The organism is Haemophilus sp. THUN1691 (assembly GCF_059704425.1).
In genome coordinates this window covers 1,451,261-1,475,007 of record NZ_AP046578.1, presented here as the reverse complement: position 1 = coordinate 1,475,007, position 23,747 = coordinate 1,451,261, and the positions used below count along the sequence as shown (strand labels likewise).

At 38.4% G+C, this 23,747-nt stretch carries 27 protein-coding genes and 1 tRNA gene; 19 read left to right on the top strand and 9 right to left on the bottom strand.

From position 1 onward, the window contains the following. Positions 1 to 9 precede the first annotated feature (9 nt). On the top strand, positions 10 to 543 hold the full coding sequence (fabA, locus tag AC6H0J_RS07115) for a bifunctional 3-hydroxydecanoyl-ACP dehydratase/trans-2-decenoyl-ACP isomerase (RefSeq protein ID WP_005628867.1): 534 nt from the start codon (positions 10 to 12) through the stop codon (positions 541 to 543). A gap of 111 nt (positions 544 to 654) precedes the next feature. Here the strand turns inward: fabA and AC6H0J_RS07110 are convergent, their stop codons facing one another. After that, positions 655 to 1,218, bottom strand: coding sequence for a YceB family lipoprotein (locus AC6H0J_RS07110; RefSeq protein ID WP_118816841.1), 564 nt, complete (start codon positions 1,216 to 1,218; stop codon positions 655 to 657). A 79-nt stretch (positions 1,219 to 1,297) separates the two neighbouring features. On the opposite strand from AC6H0J_RS07110, the gene AC6H0J_RS07105 reads away from it, so the two are divergent. The 8 genes from AC6H0J_RS07105 to truB all read left to right on the top strand — a co-directional run bounded on the left by AC6H0J_RS07105 (position 1,298) and on the right by truB (position 8,545). Continuing rightward, on the top strand, positions 1,298 to 2,020 hold the full coding sequence (locus AC6H0J_RS07105) for a BUD32 family EKC/KEOPS complex subunit (RefSeq protein WP_118816842.1): 723 nt from the start codon (positions 1,298 to 1,300) through the stop codon (positions 2,018 to 2,020). Further along, positions 2,020 to 2,154 (top strand): hypothetical protein, encoded by a 135-nt coding sequence (locus AC6H0J_RS07100; RefSeq protein WP_005628603.1) that lies wholly within the window; start codon positions 2,020 to 2,022, stop codon positions 2,152 to 2,154. The genes AC6H0J_RS07105 and AC6H0J_RS07100 overlap by 1 nt, the downstream gene beginning before the upstream one ends. A 103-nt stretch (positions 2,155 to 2,257) precedes the next feature. Next, positions 2,258 to 2,334, top strand: a tRNA-Met gene (locus AC6H0J_RS07095). Between the two features lie 186 nt (positions 2,335 to 2,520). Then, a complete protein-coding gene (gene rimP, locus AC6H0J_RS07090; protein WP_005628605.1) occupies positions 2,521 to 2,976 on the top strand; it encodes a ribosome maturation factor RimP in 456 nt (151 codons plus the stop codon). A gap of 17 nt (positions 2,977 to 2,993) precedes the next feature. Beyond that, on the top strand, positions 2,994 to 4,481 hold the full coding sequence (gene nusA / locus AC6H0J_RS07085; RefSeq protein ID WP_005628607.1) for a transcription termination factor NusA: 1,488 nt from the start codon (positions 2,994 to 2,996) through the stop codon (positions 4,479 to 4,481). A gap of 11 nt (positions 4,482 to 4,492) precedes the next feature. Further along, complete coding sequence (gene infB / locus AC6H0J_RS07080) at positions 4,493 to 7,027, top strand: translation initiation factor IF-2 (RefSeq protein WP_065264836.1); 2,535 nt, start codon at positions 4,493 to 4,495, stop codon at positions 7,025 to 7,027. 211 nt (positions 7,028 to 7,238) lie between these two features. Further along, positions 7,239 to 7,625 (top strand): 30S ribosome-binding factor RbfA, encoded by a 387-nt coding sequence (gene rbfA, locus AC6H0J_RS07075; protein ID WP_118816843.1) that lies wholly within the window; start codon positions 7,239 to 7,241, stop codon positions 7,623 to 7,625. After that, entirely contained in the window at positions 7,625 to 8,545 is a 921-nt protein-coding gene (gene truB / locus AC6H0J_RS07070; RefSeq protein WP_005628628.1) for a tRNA pseudouridine(55) synthase TruB, read from the top strand. The genes rbfA and truB overlap by 1 nt, the downstream gene beginning before the upstream one ends. Before the next feature lie 85 nt (positions 8,546 to 8,630). Here truB and queF read toward each other — a convergent pair whose 3' ends face one another. Genes queF through AC6H0J_RS07045 form a run of 5 tightly spaced genes read right to left on the bottom strand, consistent with a single transcriptional unit; the run spans position 8,631 to position 12,361 of the window. Further along, positions 8,631 to 9,470: an NADPH-dependent 7-cyano-7-deazaguanine reductase QueF gene (gene queF, locus AC6H0J_RS07065; protein ID WP_032825722.1), complete on the bottom strand. Its 840-nt coding sequence runs from the start codon at positions 9,468 to 9,470 to the stop codon at positions 8,631 to 8,633. 54 nt (positions 9,471 to 9,524) lie between these two features. Next, a complete protein-coding gene (locus tag AC6H0J_RS07060) occupies positions 9,525 to 10,310 on the bottom strand; it encodes a Zn-ribbon-containing protein (RefSeq protein WP_005628632.1) in 786 nt (261 codons plus the stop codon). Further along, on the bottom strand, positions 10,301 to 10,681 hold the full coding sequence (locus tag AC6H0J_RS07055) for a SufE family protein (RefSeq protein ID WP_005628635.1): 381 nt from the start codon (positions 10,679 to 10,681) through the stop codon (positions 10,301 to 10,303). Before AC6H0J_RS07055 ends, AC6H0J_RS07060 begins: the two co-directional genes overlap by 10 nt. After that, the gene (locus AC6H0J_RS07050; RefSeq protein WP_005628638.1) at positions 10,678 to 11,877 is read right to left on the bottom strand and encodes a cysteine desulfurase; all 1,200 of its coding nucleotides are present in this window, start codon (positions 11,875 to 11,877) and stop codon (positions 10,678 to 10,680) included. The genes AC6H0J_RS07055 and AC6H0J_RS07050 overlap by 4 nt, the downstream gene beginning before the upstream one ends. Continuing rightward, a complete protein-coding gene (locus AC6H0J_RS07045) occupies positions 11,867 to 12,361 on the bottom strand; it encodes a thermonuclease family protein (RefSeq protein WP_005628640.1) in 495 nt (164 codons plus the stop codon). Before AC6H0J_RS07045 ends, AC6H0J_RS07050 begins: the two co-directional genes overlap by 11 nt. Positions 12,362 to 12,479: 118 nt before the next feature. Between AC6H0J_RS07045 and AC6H0J_RS07040 the strand changes: the two genes are divergently transcribed. From AC6H0J_RS07040 to AC6H0J_RS07025, 4 genes are all read left to right on the top strand, one after another. Next, positions 12,480 to 12,911: a CidA/LrgA family protein gene (locus tag AC6H0J_RS07040; RefSeq protein ID WP_005628643.1), complete on the top strand. Its 432-nt coding sequence runs from the start codon at positions 12,480 to 12,482 to the stop codon at positions 12,909 to 12,911. 22 nt (positions 12,912 to 12,933) lie between these two features. Further along, positions 12,934 to 13,629, top strand: coding sequence for a CidB/LrgB family autolysis modulator (locus AC6H0J_RS07035; RefSeq protein WP_005628646.1), 696 nt, complete (start codon positions 12,934 to 12,936; stop codon positions 13,627 to 13,629). 92 nt (positions 13,630 to 13,721) lie between these two features. Further along, a complete protein-coding gene (locus tag AC6H0J_RS07030; RefSeq protein WP_005628648.1) occupies positions 13,722 to 15,107 on the top strand; it encodes an anti-phage deoxyguanosine triphosphatase in 1,386 nt (461 codons plus the stop codon). A gap of 94 nt (positions 15,108 to 15,201) precedes the next feature. After that, complete coding sequence (locus AC6H0J_RS07025; protein ID WP_005628651.1) at positions 15,202 to 17,145, top strand: ABC transporter ATP-binding protein; 1,944 nt, start codon at positions 15,202 to 15,204, stop codon at positions 17,143 to 17,145. Positions 17,146 to 17,173: 28 nt separating this feature from the next. Here the strand turns inward: AC6H0J_RS07025 and can are convergent, their stop codons facing one another. Together can and asnS are read right to left on the bottom strand one after the other, a co-directional pair. Then, complete coding sequence (can, locus tag AC6H0J_RS07020; RefSeq protein WP_005628653.1) at positions 17,174 to 17,863, bottom strand: carbonate dehydratase; 690 nt, start codon at positions 17,861 to 17,863, stop codon at positions 17,174 to 17,176. 75 nt (positions 17,864 to 17,938) lie between these two features. Continuing rightward, positions 17,939 to 19,342: an asparagine--tRNA ligase gene (gene asnS, locus AC6H0J_RS07015; protein ID WP_005628655.1), complete on the bottom strand. Its 1,404-nt coding sequence runs from the start codon at positions 19,340 to 19,342 to the stop codon at positions 17,939 to 17,941. A 226-nt stretch (positions 19,343 to 19,568) separates the two neighbouring features. Here asnS and ribH point away from each other — a divergent pair, with 226 nt between their 5' ends. The 6 genes from ribH to dapB all read left to right on the top strand — a co-directional run bounded on the left by ribH (position 19,569) and on the right by dapB (position 23,478). Beyond that, on the top strand, positions 19,569 to 20,042 hold the full coding sequence (ribH, locus tag AC6H0J_RS07010) for a 6,7-dimethyl-8-ribityllumazine synthase (protein ID WP_497513339.1): 474 nt from the start codon (positions 19,569 to 19,571) through the stop codon (positions 20,040 to 20,042). Positions 20,043 to 20,045: 3 nt separating this feature from the next. Further along, positions 20,046 to 20,480: a transcription antitermination factor NusB gene (nusB, locus tag AC6H0J_RS07005; RefSeq protein WP_005628659.1), complete on the top strand. Its 435-nt coding sequence runs from the start codon at positions 20,046 to 20,048 to the stop codon at positions 20,478 to 20,480. A gap of 65 nt (positions 20,481 to 20,545) precedes the next feature. After that, complete coding sequence (gene thiL, locus AC6H0J_RS07000) at positions 20,546 to 21,532, top strand: thiamine-phosphate kinase (RefSeq protein ID WP_118816844.1); 987 nt, start codon at positions 20,546 to 20,548, stop codon at positions 21,530 to 21,532. Further along, entirely contained in the window at positions 21,529 to 22,020 is a 492-nt protein-coding gene (locus AC6H0J_RS06995; protein WP_005628663.1) for a phosphatidylglycerophosphatase A family protein, read from the top strand. The genes thiL and AC6H0J_RS06995 overlap by 4 nt, the downstream gene beginning before the upstream one ends. After that, positions 22,020 to 22,649 (top strand): LysE family transporter, encoded by a 630-nt coding sequence (locus tag AC6H0J_RS06990; protein WP_005628665.1) that lies wholly within the window; start codon positions 22,020 to 22,022, stop codon positions 22,647 to 22,649. Before AC6H0J_RS06995 ends, AC6H0J_RS06990 begins: the two co-directional genes overlap by 1 nt. Before the next feature lie 16 nt (positions 22,650 to 22,665). Beyond that, the gene (gene dapB / locus AC6H0J_RS06985; protein ID WP_005628667.1) at positions 22,666 to 23,478 is read left to right on the top strand and encodes a 4-hydroxy-tetrahydrodipicolinate reductase; all 813 of its coding nucleotides are present in this window, start codon (positions 22,666 to 22,668) and stop codon (positions 23,476 to 23,478) included. On the opposite strand, the gene yfaE is transcribed toward dapB, so the two are convergent. Continuing rightward, on the bottom strand, positions 23,473 to 23,721 hold the full coding sequence (gene yfaE, locus AC6H0J_RS06980; RefSeq protein ID WP_032825724.1) for a class I ribonucleotide reductase maintenance protein YfaE: 249 nt from the start codon (positions 23,719 to 23,721) through the stop codon (positions 23,473 to 23,475). The two genes, dapB and yfaE, sit on opposite strands and share 6 nt — an antisense overlap. Positions 23,722 to 23,747: the final 26 nt, after the last annotated feature.

The following is a 23,747-nucleotide window of genomic DNA, read 5'->3' as shown; positions in this document are numbered from 1 at the left end:
GAACCTAAAATGCAAAACACTTGTACACCTAATAAAAAAAGTAGCTATTCTTATGATGATTTGCTCGCGTCAGGTCGCGGCGAATTATTCGGCAAAGAAGGGCCACAATTACCCGCGCCGAGCATGCTGATGATGGATCGCATTATTGAAATGAATGAGGAAACAGGTGCTTTTAGTAAAGGGTATATTGAAGCTGAACTTGATATTAAACCTGAATTGCCATTTTTTGGTTGTCATTTCATTGGCGATCCAGTGATGCCTGGTTGTTTAGGATTAGATGCTATGTGGCAGCTTGTTGGGTTTTATTTAGGCTGGATTGGTGGCAAAGGAAAAGGGCGAGCATTAGGGGTTGGGGAAGTAAAATTCACAGGGCAAATTTTGCCTACGGCTAAAAAAGTAGTGTACCGAATCCATATGAAACGAGTTATTAATCGTAAACTGGTTATGGGAATGGCTGATGGTGAAGTTGAAGTAGATGGTCGCGTTATTTATACAGCAACAGATTTAAAAGTTGGACTATTCCAGGATACCTCAGCATTTTAATTTTTCTTTATTAATTCATACAAAAGAGCGGTGAAAATTTTTCTTAGATTTTCACCGCTCTTTTTATCTTTCTATCAATAAGCAACGTTCAATTACATCATATAAATGTTATTAGAACATGCTAGTCTCTAAGGAAAGTTGCCCTTTTTCTATACGGATTTCTTTAGCAAATTTTTTTATAAGCACATCACGCATATTGTTTTTATCTAATGTATAAATAGGAATATTTTCCAGTAATTTAGCGACATTTTCATTTAAAAAAGGCATGATTGTTTGCATTTGTTGCATATATTGCTGTGGTTCTCCTGACCAACGTAAAATACGCATTTTCTTTAAATAAATCGCGCCTTCTTCAGGATTATAATAAGGAATTGTATCGAAGGTCAGATTTAATTTTCCAGGCAATTTTTTATTGCCAAATTGAAATAAACCCTCTAAAGTACCGCTCATTTCTACGCGTTTATCATTAGTTTGCCCAATTTTGGTACTCAAATTTCTTACTTGATAATCAAGAAAAAATAATCCTGGTAAGCCAAATTTATCCGCAATAGCTCCTTTCTCTTGTAGATATTGATTAATTTGAGATTCAGTTATTGAAAAAGGTGAGGCCGATATATTAGGGGATATCGCTAAAATAGACGTTAACGTAAGAAATAATAATTTAATTTTTTTCATATTTAATTTTTAGTTAAGTTAAAAGCAAAATAAAAATGGTGGACAAATATACCACAAATAGCAATGGAGTGATGTCGTAATGAGCCCTGAATTTAAAGAATATGTTAATCAATTAGTTATAGCACATCGTGATGAAAGAATTTATCCTTTTCAATATGAAGGCAAGAAATTTTGGTTGAAGCAACCTGAAAAATTGAAAGGGATTTGGCTATTATTAAAACCTCGACCTAAGCAATCTTTCAAAAATGAATTACAAACTTTATTGAATCTTACTGAAAAAAATGCACCTGTTCCAATAGTCTCTTATCATGATGAGGATTTTTTTGTTTTAGAAGATGCGGGAATCACTTCATCGCAATGGCTATGTAATAAGGATATCGATAATCAGCAAAAATTTTCGATTATTTATGACGTTTGTTTTGCTTTGATTAATTTACATGCTAAAAATTTGGTGCATGGTCGTCCTGCTATTAGAGATATCACTTGGGATAAGGGAAAGGTTACTTTTCTTGATTTTGAATCTCGTTCAAGTAGTCAAAATCGAAATTGGTTAATCGTTCGAGATATGTTGTTTTTCTTTGATAGTTTATGTCGAGAAGAAGATATTTCAGACGATTTTATTCAAAAAGTGGTCTTGTATTATCAAGCACATTGTGAGGTACAAAATTGGCATAATATGATTGTATACTTGAAGCGTTTTCGCTGGATTTACTATCTTTTGTTACCTTTTAAACCTATTGCAAAGACAGATTTAATAGCAATTTATCGTTTATTTGAAATTTTATTAATAAAGGAAAAATGATGAAGAAAACACTTTTTATTATTGTATTATCAAGCATATTAGCTGCTTGTGCTGTAGGTGGTGGTGTTAGCGCTGGTGGCGGAAGTAACGGCGTTGGATTAGGACTAGGGATTGGCTCTGGTATTCGATTCTAGTGATGATGAAAAGTGCGGTAAGTTTTAGCAAAGTTTTTAAGGAATCTAGTAAAACTTCTTGCATTTTAAATTTTTATCACTATAATGCACCCCATATTTCGGACGCGGGGTGGAGCAGCTTGGTAGCTCGTCGGGCTCATAACCCGAAGGCCGTCGGTTCAAATCCGGCCCCCGCAACCAATAATAAGTTCAGTAAAAGAACCCCAGTATTGGGGTTTTTTTCTATAAGAAATTTAATAAAAACTGGGCTTAGGTTCCTGTGAACCTAACCCTTTTTTTATGCCTAAAATTTTTTGTAGAAGTTTTTAGATTAATTAAAAGAAGTTATTTTGACTAAAAACTGACACTACAGTATAGGAGTAGAAATTGGCTACATTAGAACAAAATTTACAAGAAATGCTACAAGGCGCAGTAGAGGATTTAGGCTGTGAACTTTGGGGTATTGAATGTCAACGTGCAGGCCGTTTTATGACTGTGCGTTTATTTATTGATAAAGAAGGTGGTGTGACCGTCGATGATTGTGCAGATGTAAGTCGCCAAGTGAGCGCAATTTTAGACGTAGAAGATCCGATTGCGGATAAATACAATCTAGAGGTGTCGTCACCAGGTTTAGATCGTCCGCTATTTACCTTACCACAATTTGAACGCTATATTGGGCAAGATATCGCAGTGCATTTACGAATTCCAGTGATGGAACGCCGTAAATGGCAAGGTAAGCTAGAGCGTATTGAAAACGATATGGTTACTTTAATCGTTGATGGACAGGAACAAGTTTTAGTCTTTGGTAACATTCAAAAAGCGAATGTTGTTGCAAAATTTTAAAAGGAGAAAAAGAAAAAATGAGTAAAGAGATTTTACTGGCGGCAGAAGCCGTATCCAATGAAAAGTTATTACCACGTGAAAAAATTTTTGAAGCGTTAGAAAGTGCAATTGCGCTTTCTACCAAGAAAAAATATGAATATGAAACAGATATTCGTGTATCAATCAACCCAAAAACAGGTGATTTTGATACTTTCCGTCGTTGGTTAATTGTTGACGAAGTCAAAGTGCCAACGAAAGAAATCACTTTAGAAGCAGCACAATTTGAAGATCCCAATCTTCAAATTGGCGATTATGTAGAAGATCAAATCGAATCTATCGCATTTGATCGTATTGCAATGCAAACTGTACGCCAAGTAATCAGCACTAAAATCCGTGAAGCTGAGCGTGCAAAAGTTGTAGAACAGTTCCGCGCTGAAGAAGGAAAAATTGTAACGGGTACTGTGAAAAAAGTAAGTCGTGACAGCATCATCTTAGATCTTGGCAACAAAGCAGAAGCGATGATTGCTCGTGAAGATATGTTGCCACGTGAAAATTTCCGTCCAGGTGACCGTGTTCGTGGTGTGCTTTATAAAGTAAATCCTGAAGGCAAAACTGCACAATTATTTGTGACACGTTCTAAACCAGAAATGTTGATCGAATTATTCCGTATTGAAGTGCCTGAAATTGGCGAGGAAATGATTGAAATTCGTGGTGCGGCTCGTGATCCTGGCTCTCGCGCTAAAATTGCAGTTAAATCAAACGATAAACGTATTGACCCTGTTGGCGCTTGTGTGGGTATGCGTGGTGCGCGTGTTCAAGCCATTACCAATGAACTTGGTGGTGAGCGCGTAGATATCGTGCTTTGGGATGATAATCCAGCACAATTTGTGATCAATGCAATGGCACCAGCTGATGTGTCTTCTATCATCGTTGATGAAGATAATCATTCTATGGATATTGCTGTTGAAGCAGCTAACCTGGCGCAAGCAATTGGCCGTAATGGTCAAAACGTACGTTTAGCAACACAATTAACAGGTTGGACATTAAACGTAATGACTACTGATGATTTAAATGCAAAACATCAAGCAGAAGATAACAAAGTTTTAAACTTATTTATGAACGCATTAGAACTTGATGAAGAATTTGCACAAATCCTTGTAGAAGAAGGCTTCACAAGTTTAGAAGAAATTGCTTATGTGCCAATGAATGAATTGACAGCAATTGATGGTTTAGAAGATGAAGATCTTGTAGAAGAGCTTCAAACTCGTGCTAAAAATGCGATTACAGCCGCAGCAGTAGCTGAAGAAGAAGCATTGAAAAAAGCGAATATTGAAGATCGCTTATTGAATTTAGATGGTATGAATCGCCATGTGGCATTCAAATTAGCTGAAAAACAAATTACTACTCTCGAAGAACTCGCCGAACAGGGTGTAGATGATTTAGCAGATATTGAAGAATTAACAGCAGAACAGGCAGCAGATTTAATTATGGCTGCACGTAATATCTGTTGGTTTGGCGAAGAATAAGGAGAGTAGTAATGACTGAAGATGTTAAGGCTGATGCGCCAAAAAAATTAAGCATTCAACGCAGAACAAAAACAACAGTGAGCAGCACTACAACTGGTGGTAAAAGCAAAGAAGTACAAGTAGAAGTACGTAAAAAACGCACAGTAAAAACTGATATTGCTCAACAAGAAGAAGCAAAATTAAAAGCACAGCAAGAAGCGGAAGCTAAAAAAATTGCTGAACAAAAAGCAGCAGAAGAAAAAGCTCGTTTAGAAGCTGAAAAAGCGGCAGCTAAGAAAGAAGCTGATGAAAAAGCAAAAGCTGAAAAAGCGAAAGCAGAAACAGCTAAGCCAGCAAAAAGTGCGGTAGATTCTAAAGCTAAATCTGTTGATCCTGAAAAAGAGAAACGTAAAGCAGAAGAAGCAGAACTTCGTCGTAAAGCTGAAGAATTAGCTCGTCAAAAAGCAGAAGAACAAGCTCGTCGTGCAGCAGAAGAAGCGAAACGTTATGCTGAAGCTGATGATTCAGACAATGAATCTTCTTCTGAAGACTATTCTGATTACAACTTAAGTTCAAGATATGCACTTGAAGCAGAAGATGAAGAAGATCGCCGTAACGAAAATCGTGGCCGTGGCAAAAATAAAGTAGCGAAAGCGAAAAAAGGCGGTCGCGACGATGAAAATAGCAAAAACTCGAAAAACGAGCGCGAATCTAATCGTAAAAATCAAAAAGACGCTAAGTTTGGTAAAGGTAAAAACGGCAAAAAAGGTGCCGCACTTCAACAAGCCTTTACTAAACCAGTTCAAGCTGTAAAAGCAGATGTTGTAATTGGTGAAACCATTACCGTTGCTGAATTAGCGAATAAGATGGCTGTAAAAGCGACTGAAATCATCAAAACGATGATGAAGATGGGCGAAATGGTTACTATTAACCAAGTTATCGACCAAGAAACCGCTCAATTAGTAGCAGAAGAGCTTGGCCATAAAGTGATTCTTCGTAATGAAAATGAGCTTGAAGAAGCGGTATTAGGCGATCGCGATGTAAACGCAGAAAAAGTAACGCGTGCGCCAGTTGTAACCATCATGGGCCACGTTGACCATGGTAAAACCTCTTTACTTGACTATATTCGTAAAGCGAAAGTTGCTGCAGGCGAAGCAGGGGGGATTACCCAACATATCGGTGCGTATCACGTAGAAATGGATGATGGAAAAATGATCACCTTCTTGGATACTCCAGGACACGCTGCGTTTACTTCTATGCGTGCACGTGGTGCAAAAGCTACAGATATCGTTGTTCTTGTTGTTGCTGCCGATGATGGTGTGATGCCTCAAACTATTGAAGCGATTCAACACGCAAAAGCGGCTGGTGCACCTTTAGTGGTTGCAGTAAATAAAATCGATAAACCAGAAGCAAATCCAGACCGTGTTGAGCAAGAATTATTACAACATGATGTAATTTCTGAAAAATTCGGTGGTGATGTGCAATTCGTTCCAGTATCTGCGAAGAAAGGTACAGGGGTTGATGATTTATTAGATGCAATCTTACTTCAATCAGAAGTGCTTGAATTGACCGCTGTAAAAGACGGCATGGCAAGTGGTGTGGTGATTGAATCTTACCTTGATAAAGGTCGTGGTCCTGTGGCAACTATCTTGGTGCAATCAGGTACACTACGTAAAGGCGATATTGTACTTTGTGGTTTTGAATACGGCCGTGTGCGTGCAATGCGCGATGAAAACGGGAAAGAAGTTGATGAAGCAGGTCCTTCAATTCCAGTTGAATTATTAGGTCTTTCAGGCGTGCCGGCAGCGGGTGATGAAGCAACCGTTGTACGTGATGAGAAAAAAGCACGTGAAGTGGCGTTATATCGTCAAGGTAAATTCCGTGAAGTGAAATTAGCTCGTCAGCAAAAAGCGAAACTTGAAAATATGTTTAGCAATATGTCTGAAGGCGATGTGGCTGAATTGAACGTTATTGTGAAAGCAGATGTACAAGGCTCTGTGGAAGCGATTGTTCAAGCGTTAAATGAACTTTCTACCAATGAAGTAAAAGTTAAAGTTGTTGGTTCAGGTGTAGGTGGTATTACTGAAACTGATGCAACTTTAGCTGCAGCATCTAATGCTATCATTGTTGGCTTTAACGTTCGTGCTGATGCATCTGCGCGTCGTGTCATTGAAGCAGAAAACATTGATTTACGTTATTACTCAATCATCTATGAATTGTTAAATGAAATTAAAGCAGCAATGAGCGGTATGTTAGAGCCTGAATTTAAACAAGAAATTATTGGCTTAGCTGAAGTTCGTGATGTATTCCGTCATCCGAAATTTGGTGCAATCGCAGGTTGTATGGTAACCGAAGGTGTAGTGAAACGTAACAACCCAATCCGTGTATTACGTGACAACGTCGTTATCTTTGAAGGGGAATTAGAATCTCTTCGTCGTTTCAAAGACGATGTATCTGAAGTTCGCAACGGTATGGAATGTGGTATCGGCGTGAAAAACTACAACGATGTAAAAGTCGGCGACCAAATCGAGGTGTTTGAAGTGGTTGAGGTTAAACGTTCAATCTAACTTTTAACAAAATAAAGGGCGGTTAAGAATCATCTGGTTTTTAACCGCCCTTTTTGTATCAGCCTTATGAAAGAATCTTATTTTAGATAAAAGTATTTCTTATGGTTATATTCAATTTCTTTACAAACAGCATCATGCTGAAAGGGATTTTTGCGTGCTAAATCCAATGATTTCCAGTAGAATGAGGCGCTTTTATAAATAAGGAATAACTATGGCAAGAGAATTTAAACGTAGCGATCGCGTCGCTCAAGAAATACAAAAAGAAATAGCGGTAATCTTACAACGTGAAGTGAAAGATCCCCGTATTGGGATGGTGACGGTTTCTGATGTGGAAGTATCGAGTGATTTATCTTACGCAAAAATCTTCGTGACTTTTTTATTTGATCACGATGAAACGGCAATTGAGCAAGGCATGAAAGGCTTAGAAAAAGCATCGCCTTATATTCGTTCGTTACTAGGCAAAGCGATGCGTTTACGTATCGTGCCAGAGATTCGCTTTATTTACGATCAATCCTTAGTGGAAGGGATGCGTATGTCAAATCTTGTAACAAATATTGTGCGTGAAGATGAGAAAAAACACGTTGAGGAAAGCAACTAATGTCTAGACCTCGTAAACGCTGGCGTGATGTTGATGGTGTGTTTTTGTTGGATAAACCACAAGGCATGTCATCAAATGACATCATGCAAAAGGTGAAGCGTTTATTTCAAGCGAACAAAGCTGGGCATACTGGTGCGCTCGATCCGTTGGCAACGGGAATGTTGCCGATTTGCTTGGGTGAAGCAACTAAGTTTTCACAATTTTTGCTTGATGCCGATAAGCGTTATCTTGTTACGGCAAAATTAGGCGAACGTACCGATACTTCCGATGCGGAAGGGCAAATCGTGGAAACTCGTGAAGTTCATATTGAAACGCAACAAATTTTGACCGCACTTGAACAATTTCGTGGCGATATTTTGCAAGTGCCGACAATGTTTTCCGCACTAAAACATAACGGTAAACCGCTTTATGAATATGCGCGCCAAGGTATTACGGTTGAGCGTGAGGCACGTCCAATTACGATTTTTGAACTTAATTTTATTGAATATCATGCGCCTTTTTTAACCTTAGAAGTGCATTGTTCAAAAGGTACTTATATTCGCACCTTAGTAGATGATTTGGGTGAAGTGCTAGGTTGTGGCGCTCATGTGACAATGTTACGTCGTACAGCCGTAGCGGATTATCCTGTAGCAGAAATGATGCCAATCGATGAGTTACAACTGCTCGCTGAAAGTTTTCCATTAAGCGAATTAGATCGTCTATTACTGCCAACCGATACCGCTGTAAGTAAATTGCCTGCTTTACGTTTGGATGCAGAGCAGAGTAAAGCCATTAGTTTTGGTCAGCGAGTGAAATTTGCTAACGAACAGCAATTAAGTGGCCAAGTGCGGTTATTTTCAGCGGAGAATTTATTCTTAGGCGTAGCCTTAATCGATGGAAATATTATTCGCCCTCAACGCTTAATTACACAATCTGCATAACTTCATTGCCTTTCTTATAAAATTCTAGACCTCTTATTTGTAATCTAAATGTAGAAAAACTGCGGTGAAATTTCACCGCAGTTTTTTACTGTCTCGCCAATCTTAAATTTTCAGGTAAATTCTCAAAATTAGAGCGGAATGGATTAATGTCTAAGCCACCGCGTCGGGTATAGCGCGCGTAAACAGTGAGTTTTTCTGGTTTTGCGTAGTGCATTAAATCGCAGAAAATGCGCTCGACACATTGTTCGTGGAATTCATTGTGTTGACGGAACGATACAACGTAACGTAATAATTTTTCGTGATCGATTTTGTTACCAACATAATGAATATGCAAGGTGCCCCAGTCTGGCTGATTGGTAATGAGGCAGTTAGATTTCAACAAATGGCTGACTAATTTTTCTTCGACAATTTCATCTGATACGCAATCTTTCAGCCAATTAGCGTTAAATTCGTAGCTAGTAATTTCAATATCTTGTTCATCAATGCAATCGCCTTGTAAATAATTAATTTTTTGAGAATCATAAACTACCACTGGATTTAACCGCACTTTTACATCGCCTTGCGCACATTCGATTAAATCGCGTTGCATAGTTTGTTGAACGGTATTGAAGTCGGCAAATTTGCTTTGGTTGAAGCTATTTAAATAAAGTTTAAAACTTTTTGACTCAATCAAATTTTGGCTTTGATAATCCAGATAAATATCTGCGATAGCCACTTGTGGCAAGCCTTTTTCATTGAGCCACGAGATTTCATAAGCCGTCCAAATATCGGCGCCGATAGTAAATGGTTGATTTTGAGTAATGCCCAATCCATCACGATTTAACGCGCGTGGCACTGGCTGTAATAAAGTGCGGTCATATAGAGAGGCGTATTCTGTTTTTTGACCGAGTTTTAAGGATTTTAAGCTGTTGTCTTGGTAATTCATCTTTTCTCCGATTAGGTGTTCGACTTTTGCAAATTTCGACACTTTATAAATTAATTACAAAAAATTCCACGATAGATTCGAAATTAATCGACAAGCATCACATTTAAAATGAAAGGTATCAAAAACCGTGTCTTTTAACGCCCAGTTTGCACCACAAGAAGGGCAGCAACGAGATTTTTCAGATTCTAAAGATTGCCCACCTACACGATATAAATAATAGTAAGTCGGTATGCCGGTTTCTTTTTCTATTTCTTGGGCTAAATAACGCCCATGTTTTGAAAGTGTGCTTTGATGCTCAGAAATTTCTGCCAAAGAGTGTTGTTCTAATACCGCACCATTCATTTGTAGTTGATCACTGGCTTGCCAATTTTCTTGCCATTTAATCAGATCTTGGCTTAAGTGCGGTTGATTTTTCAACTGTTTATACAAAGGGATTGGTGCGAAATTTTCTCCACTATGAATCGGCGAGCAGCTTTGTAAATGGGTTGTATAAAGCACTTGCCAAGCGGGAGATACATTTTCTGCCGTTTGATCTGAATTGAGATCATCGCCCACAAGTTGAAAACCATCAAAAATTACACCGCACTTTTCTGCTTCTTGTAATGCGCGATTCACTTCTGCGTTATTATTTTGCGGGAAAAGACTATCTTGCTCAGGGCAAATGACACGCATAGCAAAGCCTTGTGCGCCATCTTCTTCCGCTAAATATAAAGGGATTTCACGTCCGATAATTTGCCCGTTATACCGCCATTGATCGATCACTGCATTGAGTAAACGACTTTGTGATTCAATATTATTTTCGAGCGCAGTCAGGCGAAAATAGGTTTCGATTAAATACATAAATTTTTTAATTGCTGTCCGATTTGGTTTAAGCCGTTTAAACGTGTTTCGCTTAAACGTTGTGAAATGCCGAGCTCGCTAAAAAAGGCAGTAATATCAAATTTATTCAATTCATCCGCTGTTTTGCCATTGATTTGATTGAGTAAAATCCAAAGTAAGCCATTCATAATTCTGGCTTCACTAAATCCGTTGAATTGAAAAGTGCGGTCATTTTTAGGCATAATTTGAAACCACATTTGTGCTTCGCAGCCAGTAATAGAGTGCATTTGAGCGAGTTCATCGTCGCTTGGGCGAGATAAATTTTTGCCAGCTTGAATAATCAGGCGATAGCGATCTTCCCAATTTTTAGTTTGTTTTAATTGTTCTATCATTGTAATAAATCCAGTGCTTTATCTAAGGCGGTAAAAAATGCCTCCACATCTTCCTGCGTATTATAAGGCGCAAAAGACAGGCGTAATGTGGTGCGTTCGCCTAAGCGTGCTAAATAAGGTTGAGCACAATGTTCGCCGACTCGGAGCGCAATATTTTGTTCGCTCAAAAGTGTAGAAAGATCAGAACAGTCAATGCCTTCAAATACAAAACAAACGACAGTGCTTGCTTGAGGAGAATTGAATAATCGGCAATGCTCGTAAGATTTTAACCGCACTTTGACGGATTCAGCCAAGGATATAGTGTGCTGTTCTGCTGCGGTAAAATCCCATTTTTGTAGCCAATTCAGTATGGCATTAAAGCCAATAACCCCAGCAATATTAGGTGTGCCAGCTTCTAAACGATAAGGCAATTCGGCAAAAGTAATACGATCATTTGATACACGATCAACCATTTTTCCACCGAAAAAGAGCGGTTGAAGTTGAGAAAGTGCGGTCAATTTTCCTGTTAAAACACCAAGCCCATTTGGGCCATAAATTTTATGGGCAGAAAATGCGAGAAAGTCTGCATCTAAATCTTGTAAATCGATTTTAATATGGCTAATCGCTTGTGCAGCATCTACTAAAACCAACGCACGACTATGTTTTCTAATAAGTTGAATCAGGCGTTTAATCGGCTGTTCAGTGCCTGTGACATTTGAAACAAAATTCAGCGCAACGAGTTTGGTTTTTTCAGAAAGAGCAGAAATAAGTGCATTTTCATCAATTAGCCAATTATCTAAAATCGGTAAAACTCGAATTTTTGCACCGCACTTTTGTGCCGTTTCGTACCAAGTGACAAAATTAGCATGATGATCTGCTTGGCTAATCAGAATTTCATCTTCTGCGTTTAATTGTGGTAGTAATCCATTTGCCACTAAGTTAATCGCGTGAGTTGTACCAGAAGTCCAGATAACAGCGCGTTTATCTTCAGCATTAACCCATTCTTTAACTTGTGTGCGAGCCTGTTCATATTGCGCTGTTTGGGCAGCATCATATTGGCTGCGATGCACCGAACCTGCAGACGCATAAAATTCAGCAGTGCGATCAATTAACACTTGAGGTTTCAACGCGGTGGCGGCGTTATCTAAATAAACAACCGCATCTTCACGTTGGAAATAAGGAAATTCTTGACGGAAAGTTTGATAATCAAAAGCCATATTGATTTTTCTCTTGTCTGCGCCATTGACTTGGTTCAATCGGATTATTGTCCGCCCAAAGACCAATTCGTTTGGCTTGTGCATTTTCTTGCGCTTGAAGATAAATCGGATCATGGGAATATTGCTTATAAGCCCATGCCATACCTTGTTTAACCATTTCTAAATTAATATTTTTATCTTGATAATAAACAATCGCCAATGTGCGTTGATAGCGATCTTGGCCTTTTAAAGAAAGACGTACATCACGAAGATAAACCATATCAGATAACGCCTTTTTAGATTTTTGTCCAAAAGCTTGTTTTTTCTCTGGCGCATCAATTTCAGCTAGTCGCACTTTGATTTGTCGATTATTTTTCGCAAGGCAGGTAAGCGTATCACCGTCACTAATGCCAACGACACGGCAAGTATTTTCTTCGCTAGAGCACGCCGAAAGTGCGGTAAAAATTAGTAATAAAATAGCAAATAGCGATTTTCGATTTATCATTTTGCTAGGTTCTTGTTCTAAGTCTGGTTATTTTACCGAAAAAAACTGGTCAATTCAGAAAAAAAAAGCGTAAAATAATTTTGAAACATTATGAGAAAAGTTGAAAAAAAGGTTGTATATGATTCAAAAATCATTTTTATTGGCCCGTTCGTTGGTCATTTTATACATTATGTTATATCTCGGAAATCTTATCGCTCATTATGTGCCGGCCGGTGTACCTGGGAGTATTTGGGGATTGTTATTGCTCTTTTTAGGTTTAACGACACGATTAATTCATTTAGATTGGATTTATTTAGGCGCGAGCTTATTGATTCGTTTTATGGCGGTACTTTTTGTACCAGTGAGCGTTGGAATCATTAAATATTCAGATTTATTAATAGAACAAGTGAATATTTTACTGATTCCTAATGTTGTCAGCACTTGTGTAACTTTGGTCGTTATGGGCTTGTTAGGGAATCATTTATTCCATTTGCAATCTTTTACACATAAACGTAAAAAAGTGATTAAACGTCGTGAGAACCAAGCTAAACAAATGAATGAATCAGCTTAATTATATAGTGGGAAAGTTTTATATGCAGCAGTACATTATTTATCTTTATACATTTTTGACAATTTTCGGATTTTGGCTCGCACTACAAATTAGCAAACGTTGGAAATCAATGATTTTTAATACTTTTATTTTAACAGTATTAATTTTGGTTGCGATTTTAGTGATAGGCAAGATTCCTTATGATGATTATATGGTAGGAAATGCGCCTATTAATAATCTACTTGGCTTGAGTATCGTCGCTCTTGCATTACCTCTTTATGAACAACTTCGCCAAATTGCTAAACAATGGAAGATTATTTTATCTATTGTGGTGATTGCGTCTTTTTTCTCGATGTTAAGCGGGGCGGTATTAGCACTCATACTTGGCGCATCACCTGAAATGGTGGCGACGGTATTACCAAAATCAATCACTACACCAATCGCGATGGAAGTTTCGCATAATCTAGGGGGAATCCCTGCTGTCACTGCAGTTGGGGTCGTTGTTGCAGGCTTGCAAGGCTCTGTATTTGGTTATTTAGTGTTGAAAAAATTAGGCGTTAAATATCAGGAAGCGATTGGATTATCTGTCGGGGCGGTATCCCACGCACTTGGCACAGTAAGCTGTATGGAAACTAATCCAACAGCGGGAAGTTACAGTTCTATTTCTCTTGTGCTTTGTGGGATTATTAGTTCTATTCTCGCGCCATTTGTATTTAAGCTGATTTATTTCTTTGTTTAAATATCAATAAAAATTCAACCGCACTTTATTCATTCTAGATTGTGTTTGTTCCAGATAAAGTGCGGTTGTTTTTTGCGCTAAATGATTAGATAATGCAGAAAAACCAAATAAAACAAAGCGATATGAAACCACTTATCATTGATTCTTCTTGGACAGAACGTTTTCTTCCCGATCCTCCACGCGAAAAAGATAATCGCCCACCATTTCGTCGCGATCGCGGGCGGATTCTACATTCTGCCGCCTTTCGTTGTTTACAAGCGAAAACTCAAATTCACGCGATTGGTGAAAATGATTTTTATCGCACTCGCTTAACTCACTCTTTAGAAGTCGCCCAGATTGGCAGCAGTCTCGTTGCACAACTTAAATTTTTAGAAACCTTTGAAAGCCTTTCTCAAGCATTAAATATTGATAAAAACGAGTTGCAAAAACAATTAAAACCTTTATTGCCGAGTAACGATCTTATTGAGAGTTTGTGTTTTGCTCATGATATTGGGCATCCGCCTTTTGGGCATGGTGGCGAAACGGCATTAAATTATATGATGGCAGAGCAGGGCGGATTTGAAGGCAATGCACAAACCTTTAGAATTTTAACGAAACTTGAGCCTTACACTGAAAACGCAGGGATGAATCTAACGCGTCGAACACTATTGGGTGTAGTGAAATATCCCACGTTGTTAGATGTGGCCTCGCCTCAATATGCAGAACTTAATTTTTCTCGCAATATTGATCCGCGTTTTGTGCGTATTCATGATTGGATTCCGGGAAAAGGCATTTTCCGCGATGATTTAAAAATGTTTAATTGGTTGCTGGAAAATCTTTCTGAAAATGACCGCACTTTATTCTGTCAATTTAAAAAAGTGCGGGAAAATCCAGCTGAATCTTTACATACTCGGTTTAAATCGCTGGATTGCAGCATTATGGAATTGGCAGATGATATTGCCTATGGTGTGCATGATTTAGAAGATGCGATTGTGACTGGCGTGGTAAATCCTCATCAATGGCAAGCAGCACATGCTACATTGAAACAAATTCCATCAGCTTGGTTGCATGAAAATATTGATTCAATTAGCCAACGACTTTTCTCGGATAAACATTTTGAACGCAAACAGGCGATTGGCGCATTAGTGAACTTTTTTATTACTAATGTGCGGTGGAAATTAACGGCAAATTTTGATGAACCTTTGTTACGTTATAACGCGGAATTGCCACCAGAAGTGATTGCTGCACTTGGTGTATTTAAAAAGTTCGTTTGGGATTATGTTATTCGCAATGTGGCTACTCAACGAATCGAATATAAAGGGCAGAGAATGCTGACAGAAATGTTCCAGATTTTTGAATCTGATCCAGAGCGTTTATTACCGCGAAATACTGCAAATCGTTGGCGTAATGCACCAGACGAAGGGAAGAAACGGATTATTTGCGATTATATTGCAGGCATGTCGGATGCACACGCATTGCGGGTATATCAACAACTTTGATTTAAGAGAGAATCCCATCGAATTGATGGGATTTTTTATGCCAAACCGTATAGAATAGTGCGGTTAATTTTCACTGAATTTTTATGGGGCAGCTGTGGCATTAATTAGTTTAACCAATGGATATCTTTCCTTTAGTGATGCACCTTTGTTGGATCACGCAGAACTACATATTGAACCGAATGAACGTGTTTGTTTAGTTGGGCGTAACGGCGCAGGTAAATCAACTTTATTGAAAATCATCGCAGGCGATGTGCTCATGGATGATGGCAAAATCCAATACGAAAAAGATCTTGTGGTTTCTCGTTTAGAGCAAGACCCACCGCGTAATGCGCAAGGCAATATTTTTGATTATGTCGCGGAAGGTGTTGGGCATTTAACGGATTTATTGAAAGAATATCATCATATTTCTGTTCAATTGGAAGAAAATTACAGTGATCAAATTTTAAGTCAACTAGAGCAAGTTCAGGCTAAATTAGAACACGCGGATGGCTGGCGATTTGAAAATAAAATCAATGAAGTGCTGTTAAAACTAGGCTTGAATCCAAACACAAAATTATCTGCACTTTCGGGCGGTTGGTTACGCAAAGCGGCACTAGCACGCGCATTAGTGTGCGATCCTGATGTGTTATTACTTGATGAACCAACCAACCACTTGGATGTGGAAGCTATTGAATGGTTGGAAAATTTCTTATTGGATTTCCAGGGTAGCATTGTATTTATTTCCCATGACCGTTCTTTTATTCGAAAAATGGCAACACGGATTGTGGATTTAGATCGCGGTCAATTAGTGTCTTATCCAGGCAATTACGATTTATATTTAACTACGAAAGAAGAAAATCTACGTGTTGAAGCCTTGCAAAATGAATTATTTGATAAACGTCTTGCACAGGAAGAAGTGTGGATTCGACAAGGTATCAAGGCTCGCCGTACAAGAAATGAAGGGCGAGTGCGAGCATTAAAAGCGATGCGTGAGGAACGCCGCCAACGCCGTGACGTAATGGGAACAGCTAAATTACAGTTAGATACCTCAAGTCGTTCTGGCAAAATTGTCTTTGAAATGGAAGATGTGAGCTATGAAATCGCAGGAAAAACCTTGTTAAAAGATTTTTCAACAACGATTTTACGTGGAGATAAAATTGCGCTTGTTGGACCAAATGGCTGTGGGAAAACCACTTTCATTAAATTATTACTGGGGGAAATTCAGCCAACATCAGGCAAAATTCGTTGTGGTACCAAATTAGACATTGCTTATTTTGACCAATACCGTGCTGATTTAGATCCTGAAAAAACTGTAATGGATAATGTGGCAGATGGTAAACAAGATATTGAAGTCAATGGTGTAAAACGCCATGTACTAGGGTATTTGCAAGATTTCTTATTCCCACCAAAACGAGCAATGACGCCAGTTAAAGCCTTATCGGGGGGGGAACGAAATCGTTTATTACTCGCAAAATTGTTGCTCAAACCAAACAATTTATTGATTCTTGACGAACCAACTAATGACCTTGACGTAGAAACATTGGAGCTTTTAGAAGAAATTTTGACTGATTATCAGGGCACATTGTTAATTGTAAGCCATGACCGTCAATTTATCGATAACACTGCGACAGAATGTTATTTATTCGAAGGTGAAGGGCGTTTGAATAAGTATGTAGGTGGATTCTTTGATGCTAAACAGCAACAAGCTAATTTCTGGGCAAGCAAAGCGACAGAAGAACAGGCTAAGGCGAAGAAATCTGAACCACTAAAAGAAGAAAGTGCGGTGAAAAATGACCGCACTTCTAAGCCTAAATCAGTGAAACTCTCTTATAAAGAACAACGTGAGTTAGAACAACTTCCACAACTTTTGGAAGAGTTGGAAACTAAAATCACCGTACTGCAAGCTGAAATAGCCGATCCAGTATTTTTCCAACAGGCTCATGATATTACCGATGCTAAATTAAAAGCATTGGCAGATACTGAAGCCGAATTAGAAACAGCATTTTTACGCTGGGAAGAATTGGAAGAAAAGAAAAATTTGGCTGACGGTAAAGCTTAAAAAAATAACGCCCGAAAGGGCGTTTTCTTTAGATCTTTTCAAGATGATCTTTTTTCAAAATACTTTCTTCATCAAGCGTTGATAAGCGTGAGATAGCATTACGGTAAGAAATTTCAAGGGTTTCTCTACTGGTTGCCATTACGCCTTGATCCACTAAAAATCCATCATTTACATCATATACCCAGCCGTGTAATGAGAGTTTTTGTCCGCGTTCCCAAGCACTTTTTACAATTGAAGTGCGACCTAGATTGTAAACCTGTTCTGCTACGTTAATTTTAGTCAACATATCCGCACGTTTTTCTGGGGAAAGGTTACCGAGAAGATGACCGTGTTTGAACCAAATATCGCGAATATGAAGAAGCCAGTTGTTGATAAGCCCTAAATCTTTATCTGCCATAGCGGCATGAATACCACCGCAGTTGGTGTGGCCACAGATAATAATATGTTCAATTTTAAGCACATCGACGGCATATTGCACAACAGAAAGGCAATTAAAATCTGTGTGAATCACTTGGTTAGCAACATTACGATGAACAAATAATTCACCAGGTTCAAGATTCGTCAATTTCTCAGCGGGCACACGGCTATCAGAGCAACCAATCCAAAGGTAATGTGGCGTTTGATGATCCGCAAGCTCTTTGAAGTAAGTAGAATTTTCTTCCTTCATTCTTTGCGCCCAACTGTAATTGTTGGCAAAGAGTTGTTTAATTTTATCCATTTTGCTTTCCTTAAAATTTTTAAAAAATTAACCGCACTTTTAGGTAAGTGCGGTCAATATTAAAGTTAAATTGAATTAGAAATTCGCATTTCTTGGCGCGCGTGGGAATGGAATTACATCACGAATATTTTGCACGCCAGTTACATAGACAATTAAGCGTTCAAAACCAAGACCAAAACCAGAATGTGGAACGCTGCCGTATTTACGCAGATCGCGATACCACCAATAATCATCTGGATTTAATCCCATTTCTTCCATACGTTTATCAAGCACGTCTAAACGTTCTTCACGTTGTGAACCACCGATAATTTCACCAATTCCCGGTGCTAACACGTCCATTGCCGCCACAGTTTTTCCATCATCATTTAAACGCATATAGAATGCTTTAATATCTTTTGGATAGTTTTTTACTACAACTGGTGATTTAAAATATTCTTCCGCCAAGAAACGTTCGTGTTCAGAAGAAAGATCGATACCCCAAGAAACTGGGAATTCAAATTTCTTACCAGATTTTAATAACACATCGATGGCATCAGTATAATCAATTTGCGCAAAATCTGAGTTTACAAAGTTTTCTAAACGAGTAATAACATCTTTATCTACATGTTTTTCAAAGAATTGTAAGTCGTCTTTGCGCTCTGCTAATACTGCGCGGAATACGTATTTCAACATATCTTCTGCAAGTTTTGCGTTATCCGCTAAAGTTGCAAATGCAACTTCTGGTTCAACCATCCAGAATTCAGCTAAGTGACGAGTGGTATTCGAGTTTTCTGCACGGAATGTTGGGCCGAAAGTATAAATTTTGCTTAATGCACAAGCATAGGTTTCGCCGTTTAACTGACCTGAAACCGTTAAAAATGATTCTTTACCGAAAAAATCTTGGCTGAAATCAACTTTTCCATTTTCACCACGTGGAAGATTTTCTAAATCAAGTGTAGAAACACGGAACATTTCACCCGCACCTTCAGTATCTGATGCAGTAATTAATGGGGTTGCCACCCAGTAGAAACCTTGCTCATGGAAGAAACGGTGAATTGCTTGAGATAAACAATGGCGAACACGTGCGACCGCACCAATAATATTGGTACGAGGGCGTAAGTGAGCCACTTCGCGTAAATATTCAATAGAGTGGCGTTTTGCTGCCATTGGGTAAGTATCTGGATCTTCAACAAACCCTGTCACTTCTACTTTTTCTGCTTGTAATTCAACTGCTTGTCCTTCTGCAGGTGATTCAACGACTTTACCTGTTACAATTACAGAACAGCCTGTTGTTAAACGTAAAATTTCGCTTTCGTAATTTTCAATATCGTTATTAATAATTGCTTGAATTGGATCAAAGCAAGAACCGTCATAAACCGCTAAGAAAGATAAACCTGCTTTAGAATCGCGACGGGTACGCACCCAACCACGCACAGTGACGGTTTCACCAATCGCCACTTTCCCTTGTAATACATCAACAATTGATGCCACTTTAGACATATTAAACCTCTGTAACTGAATGTAATTCACATAAAATTGCCGATAGTTTACCTTAATGAAGGAAATTTTCCATAAAAATATAGTGTTGGTGCGGGCTATGAACAATAAAATAGTCTTAAAAATGAGCCCTAAATAAAATAGGGTAAAGCCTTATTAATATTGAATATACGCGATTTTATGCTAAAATCTCGGGCCAAAATCATTATGGCTAATAATAGGAAAAAATATGAAAGTTTTAGAAGGCTCAGTCGCAGCACCTAATGCAAAAGTTGCAGTAGCAATTGCTCGTTTTAACAGTTTTATTAATGAAAGTTTATTAGAAGGTGCAATTGATGCATTAAAACGTATCGGCCAAGTGAAAGATGAAAATATCACTATCGTGCGTGCTCCGGGTGCGTATGAGTTGCCATTAGTTGCTCGTCGTTTAGCTGAAAGTAAAAAATTTGATGCGATTGTAGCTTTAGGTACAGTTATCCGTGGTGGTACTGCGCACTTTGAATATGTAGCAGGGGAAGCAAGCAGCGGTTTAGGAAAGGTTGCAATGGATGCTGAAATCCCAGTCGCTTTTGGTGTATTAACCACAGAAAATATTGAGCAGGCGATTGAACGTGCTGGTACTAAAGCAGGTAATAAAGGTGCAGAAGCATCCTTAACCGCACTTGAAATGGTTAATCTTATTCAACAAATTGATGCGGCATAAATCATGACAGAACAAAAACAAGTTAAAAAGCCTTCTGCTCGTCGTCGTGCGCGTGAATGTACTGTTCAAGCCTTGTATTCTTGGGCTGTATCGGGCAATACTGCAGAACAAGTTGAATTAGCCTTTGTGTTAGATCAAGATATGGATGGCGTAGATAAACCTTACTTCCGTAAATTATTTCGTCAAACAGTAGAAAATATTGAAACCGTTGATTTTTCTATTTCGCCTTATATTGACCGTGCTTTTGATGAGCTTGATCCTATTGAAACTGCAATTTTACGTTTAGCCGTTTATGAATTGCGCTTTGAGTTAGATGTGCCATATAAAGTGGTTATCAATGAAGCGATTGAAGTGGCAAAAGTATTCGGTGCAGACGAAAGCCATAAATATATCAATGGCGTACTTGATAAAATCGCACCAGCATTAGGACGTAAATAATCCTTTTAAACTGAAAATGGCGCGCGTTTTTAACGCGTGCCTTTTCTTTTATAAGATAGGTGAAAATGGCAATGGGTGAATTTGATTTAATTAAACAATATTTTCAGCAACAAATATTAGTTGATGATTCCGTTCAATTATCTATTGGCGACGATTGTGCGCTGGTTTCCGTGCCAGAGAATTATCAGCTTGCCATTACGACGGATACAATGGTGGAAAATACGCATTTTTTACCAACCATTTCACCTGAAGATTTAGCTTATAAGGCGGTTGCAACAAATTTAAGTGATCTTGCTGCAATGGGGGCACAGCCCAAATGGGTTTCTCTGGCATTAACTTTGCCAAATGTAGATGAAAATTGGATTTCAACATTTAGTCAAAGTTTATTGCACACGTTAAAACAATACAACGTCACATTAATTGGTGGCGATACCACAAAAGGCAACTTATCTATTACCATTACGGCACAAGGCTTTGTCGAAAAAGGTAAAGGGATTTGTCGTCATAAAGCGCAAGTTGGCGATTTAATTTATGTTTCAGGCACTTTAGGCGATAGTGCGGCTGGTTTAACACAAATTTTATTGGGCAAAAGTGCGGTTGATTCAGATGATGTTTTTTTGCAACAACGACATCTTAGACCCACACCTAGAATTGAACTTGGGCGGGCGTTAATTGGCATCGCTCATGCAGCCATTGATCTTTCCGATGGGTTAATCTCTGATTTAGGGCATATTCTTGAGCGAAGCCAATGTAGTGCTGAAGTTGAACTGACTGCATTACCTCTCTCATCATCGATTTTAAATAAATATGATCGCACTCAAGCGGAACAATTTGCCTTAAGTGGTGGAGAAGATTATGAACTTTGTTTTACCATACCGCCCGAATATAAAGATGAATTAGAATTACGCTTGAAAAAACTGAACGTGCCTTGCACTTATATTGGTAAAATTAATGAAAAGTGCGGCGACTTTTCTCCCCGTTTTTTACGGGATGGAAAGCTTGTGAATATTACATTTTCAAGCGGTTTCGATCATTTTAAGGAATCAAAATGACAGAAAATAATCCTCTTAAAAAAATCTCTCTTTTAAATCCTATTCATTTGCTTGCCGTTGGTTTTGGCTCGGGCTTAATTCATCCTGCTCCCGGTACTTGGGGGAGCTTAGCTGGAACAATTTTAGGCGTGATTTTGCTTTCTTTGTTAGGTGTAAAAACCTTTTTAATTTTTACCGCACTTTGTTTTCTACTCGGTTGCTACCTTTGCCAAAAAACTACTGCAGATATGGGCGTGCACGATCATGGTTCTATCGTCTGGGATGAATTTGTCGGTGTATTTATTGTATTATCGGCGATACCGTCATTATCTTGGCAATGGATTTTGGCTGCTTTTGTGTTATTTCGCTTTTTCGATATTTTAAAACCGTTCCCAATTCGTTATTTGGACGAAAAACTCGAAAGTGGTTTTGGCATTATGGTCGATGATGTATTAGCGGCAATTTATGCCGTGATTGTCGTATTGGCTATTCAGTATTGGATGTCGTGATGCTAAATTTAATCATTGTACATTTATTTGGATTAATGACGCCGGGACCTGATTTCTTCTATGTAAGTCGGATGGCGGCAAGTAACTCTCGTCGTAATACAGTTTGTGGCATTTTAGGCATAACGCTTGGCATCGCTTTTTGGGGAATGCTTTCTATGTTGGGATTGGCGGTGTTATTCGTTACTATTCCTGCATTACATGGCGTGATTATGTTGCTAGGCGGTAGTTACCTAGCATATATCGGTTTTTTAATGGCTCGCAGCAAAAAATACGCTAAATTTGAACCGCACTCTGATATTGAATTTAATCAGCAAACCACAATCAAAAAAGAAATTTTGAAAGGGCTTTTAGTGAATTTATCCAATGCAAAAGTCGTGGTGTATTTTAGTAGCGTGATGTCGCTTGTCTTAGTAAATATCACTGAAATGTGGCAAATTATCTTGGGTTTTATGGTGATTGTGGTAGAAACATTTTGTTATTTTTATGTGATTTCATTGATTTTTTCACGTAATATTGCCAAGCGTTTATACAGTCAATACAGCCGTTATATTGATAATATGGCGGGTATTGTATTTTTATTTTTTGGTTGTGTGCTTGTTTATAGCGGCCTCAACGAAATAATTCATTAATAAAAAAGGAAGTAACATGACATTAAAAATTGCAATCGCTGGTGCTGGCGGAAGAATGGGGCGTCAATTAATTCAAGCGGTTCATTCTGCGGAAGGCGTGGAACTAGGTGCGGCTTTTGAACGCAAAGGATCATCTTTAGTCGGGACAGATGCGGGAGAATTGGCGGGAATTGGTCAACTTGGTGTAACAGTTTCGGACGATCTTGAAAGCCAAAAAGATAAATTCAATTTATTAATCGATTTCACTCGACCAGAAGGAACCCTTGAACATATTGCATTTTGCGTATCGAATAATAAAAAAATGGTGATCGGTACAACTGGTTTTGATGAAAATGGTAAAGTGGCTATTAAAGCAGCTTCAGATAAAATTGCTATTGTGTTTGCATCAAATTTCAGTGTCGGCGTGAATTTAGTCTTCAAACTTTTAGAAAAAGCGGCAAAAGTGATGGGGGATTATTGCGATATTGAAGTGATCGAAGCACATCACCGTCATAAAGTCGATGCGCCATCAGGCACCGCACTTTCTATGGGCGAACATATCGCGAAAACCTTAGGTCGCGATTTAAAAACTCACGGAGTCTTCTGTCGTGAAGGAATCACAGGCGAACGTAAACGCGATGAAATTGGTTTTTCTACTATTCGTGCTTCGGATGTAGTAGGAGAACATACGGTTTGGTTTGCAGATATTGGTGAGCGTGTAGAAATTTCCCATAAAGCATCAAGCCGAATGACTTTCGCTAATGGTGCAGTGCGTGCTGGTAAATGGGTAGAAAATAAGGCGAATGGCTTATTTGATATGACCGATGTATTAGATTTAAATAATTTATAAATCAATTTCAATGTCACTTTCTACGTGACAACAGCATAATAAAATTTCATCAGGTTGAATAAAGGCAAGGGGCGTATCTTTATAGGATACCTTGCCTTTTTTGATCTTCACACGACAAGAACCACAATAGCCACTACGGCATTGATATTCATGGTGAATATTATTTTTCTCGAGATGCTCAAGTAAACTTGTTTCATTATTGAATTCTAATGTGGTTTTACTGTAGATTAGATGAATTTTCATAATAACAATGCAGTGAAATTTGCTGG

Coding starts and splice junctions, on each gene's coding strand:
- AC6H0J_RS07100 (WP_005628603.1), top strand. CDS start 2,020: ATGAAGAAAACACTTTTTATTATTGTATTATCAAGCATATTAGCTGCT.
- AC6H0J_RS07030 (WP_005628648.1), top strand. CDS start 13,722: ATGCAGAAAAACCAAATAAAACAAAGCGATATGAAACCACTTATCATT.
- AC6H0J_RS07110 (WP_118816841.1), bottom strand. CDS start 1,218: ATGAAAAAAATTAAATTATTATTTCTTACGTTAACGTCTATTTTAGCG.
- truB (WP_005628628.1), top strand. CDS start 7,625: ATGTCTAGACCTCGTAAACGCTGGCGTGATGTTGATGGTGTGTTTTTG.
- infB (WP_065264836.1), top strand. CDS start 4,493: ATGACTGAAGATGTTAAGGCTGATGCGCCAAAAAAATTAAGCATTCAA.
- AC6H0J_RS07060 (WP_005628632.1), bottom strand. CDS start 10,310: ATGTATTTAATCGAAACCTATTTTCGCCTGACTGCGCTCGAAAATAAT.
- AC6H0J_RS07055 (WP_005628635.1), bottom strand. CDS start 10,681: ATGATAGAACAATTAAAACAAACTAAAAATTGGGAAGATCGCTATCGC.
- dapB (WP_005628667.1), top strand. CDS start 22,666: ATGACATTAAAAATTGCAATCGCTGGTGCTGGCGGAAGAATGGGGCGT.
- asnS (WP_005628655.1), bottom strand. CDS start 19,342: ATGTCTAAAGTGGCATCAATTGTTGATGTATTACAAGGGAAAGTGGCG.
- ribH (WP_497513339.1), top strand. CDS start 19,569: ATGAAAGTTTTAGAAGGCTCAGTCGCAGCACCTAATGCAAAAGTTGCA.
- yfaE (WP_032825724.1), bottom strand. CDS start 23,721: ATGAAAATTCATCTAATCTACAGTAAAACCACATTAGAATTCAATAAT.
- thiL (WP_118816844.1), top strand. CDS start 20,546: ATGGCAATGGGTGAATTTGATTTAATTAAACAATATTTTCAGCAACAA.
- AC6H0J_RS06995 (WP_005628663.1), top strand. CDS start 21,529: ATGACAGAAAATAATCCTCTTAAAAAAATCTCTCTTTTAAATCCTATT.
- nusB (WP_005628659.1), top strand. CDS start 20,046: ATGACAGAACAAAAACAAGTTAAAAAGCCTTCTGCTCGTCGTCGTGCG.
- queF (WP_032825722.1), bottom strand. CDS start 9,470: ATGAATTACCAAGACAACAGCTTAAAATCCTTAAAACTCGGTCAAAAA.
- AC6H0J_RS07050 (WP_005628638.1), bottom strand. CDS start 11,877: ATGGCTTTTGATTATCAAACTTTCCGTCAAGAATTTCCTTATTTCCAA.
- can (WP_005628653.1), bottom strand. CDS start 17,863: ATGGATAAAATTAAACAACTCTTTGCCAACAATTACAGTTGGGCGCAA.
- AC6H0J_RS07040 (WP_005628643.1), top strand. CDS start 12,480: ATGATTCAAAAATCATTTTTATTGGCCCGTTCGTTGGTCATTTTATAC.
- AC6H0J_RS07035 (WP_005628646.1), top strand. CDS start 12,934: ATGCAGCAGTACATTATTTATCTTTATACATTTTTGACAATTTTCGGA.
- nusA (WP_005628607.1), top strand. CDS start 2,994: ATGAGTAAAGAGATTTTACTGGCGGCAGAAGCCGTATCCAATGAAAAG.
- fabA (WP_005628867.1), top strand. CDS start 10: ATGCAAAACACTTGTACACCTAATAAAAAAAGTAGCTATTCTTATGAT.
- rbfA (WP_118816843.1), top strand. CDS start 7,239: ATGGCAAGAGAATTTAAACGTAGCGATCGCGTCGCTCAAGAAATACAA.
- AC6H0J_RS06990 (WP_005628665.1), top strand. CDS start 22,020: ATGCTAAATTTAATCATTGTACATTTATTTGGATTAATGACGCCGGGA.
- AC6H0J_RS07105 (WP_118816842.1), top strand. CDS start 1,298: ATGAGCCCTGAATTTAAAGAATATGTTAATCAATTAGTTATAGCACAT.
- AC6H0J_RS07045 (WP_005628640.1), bottom strand. CDS start 12,361: ATGATAAATCGAAAATCGCTATTTGCTATTTTATTACTAATTTTTACC.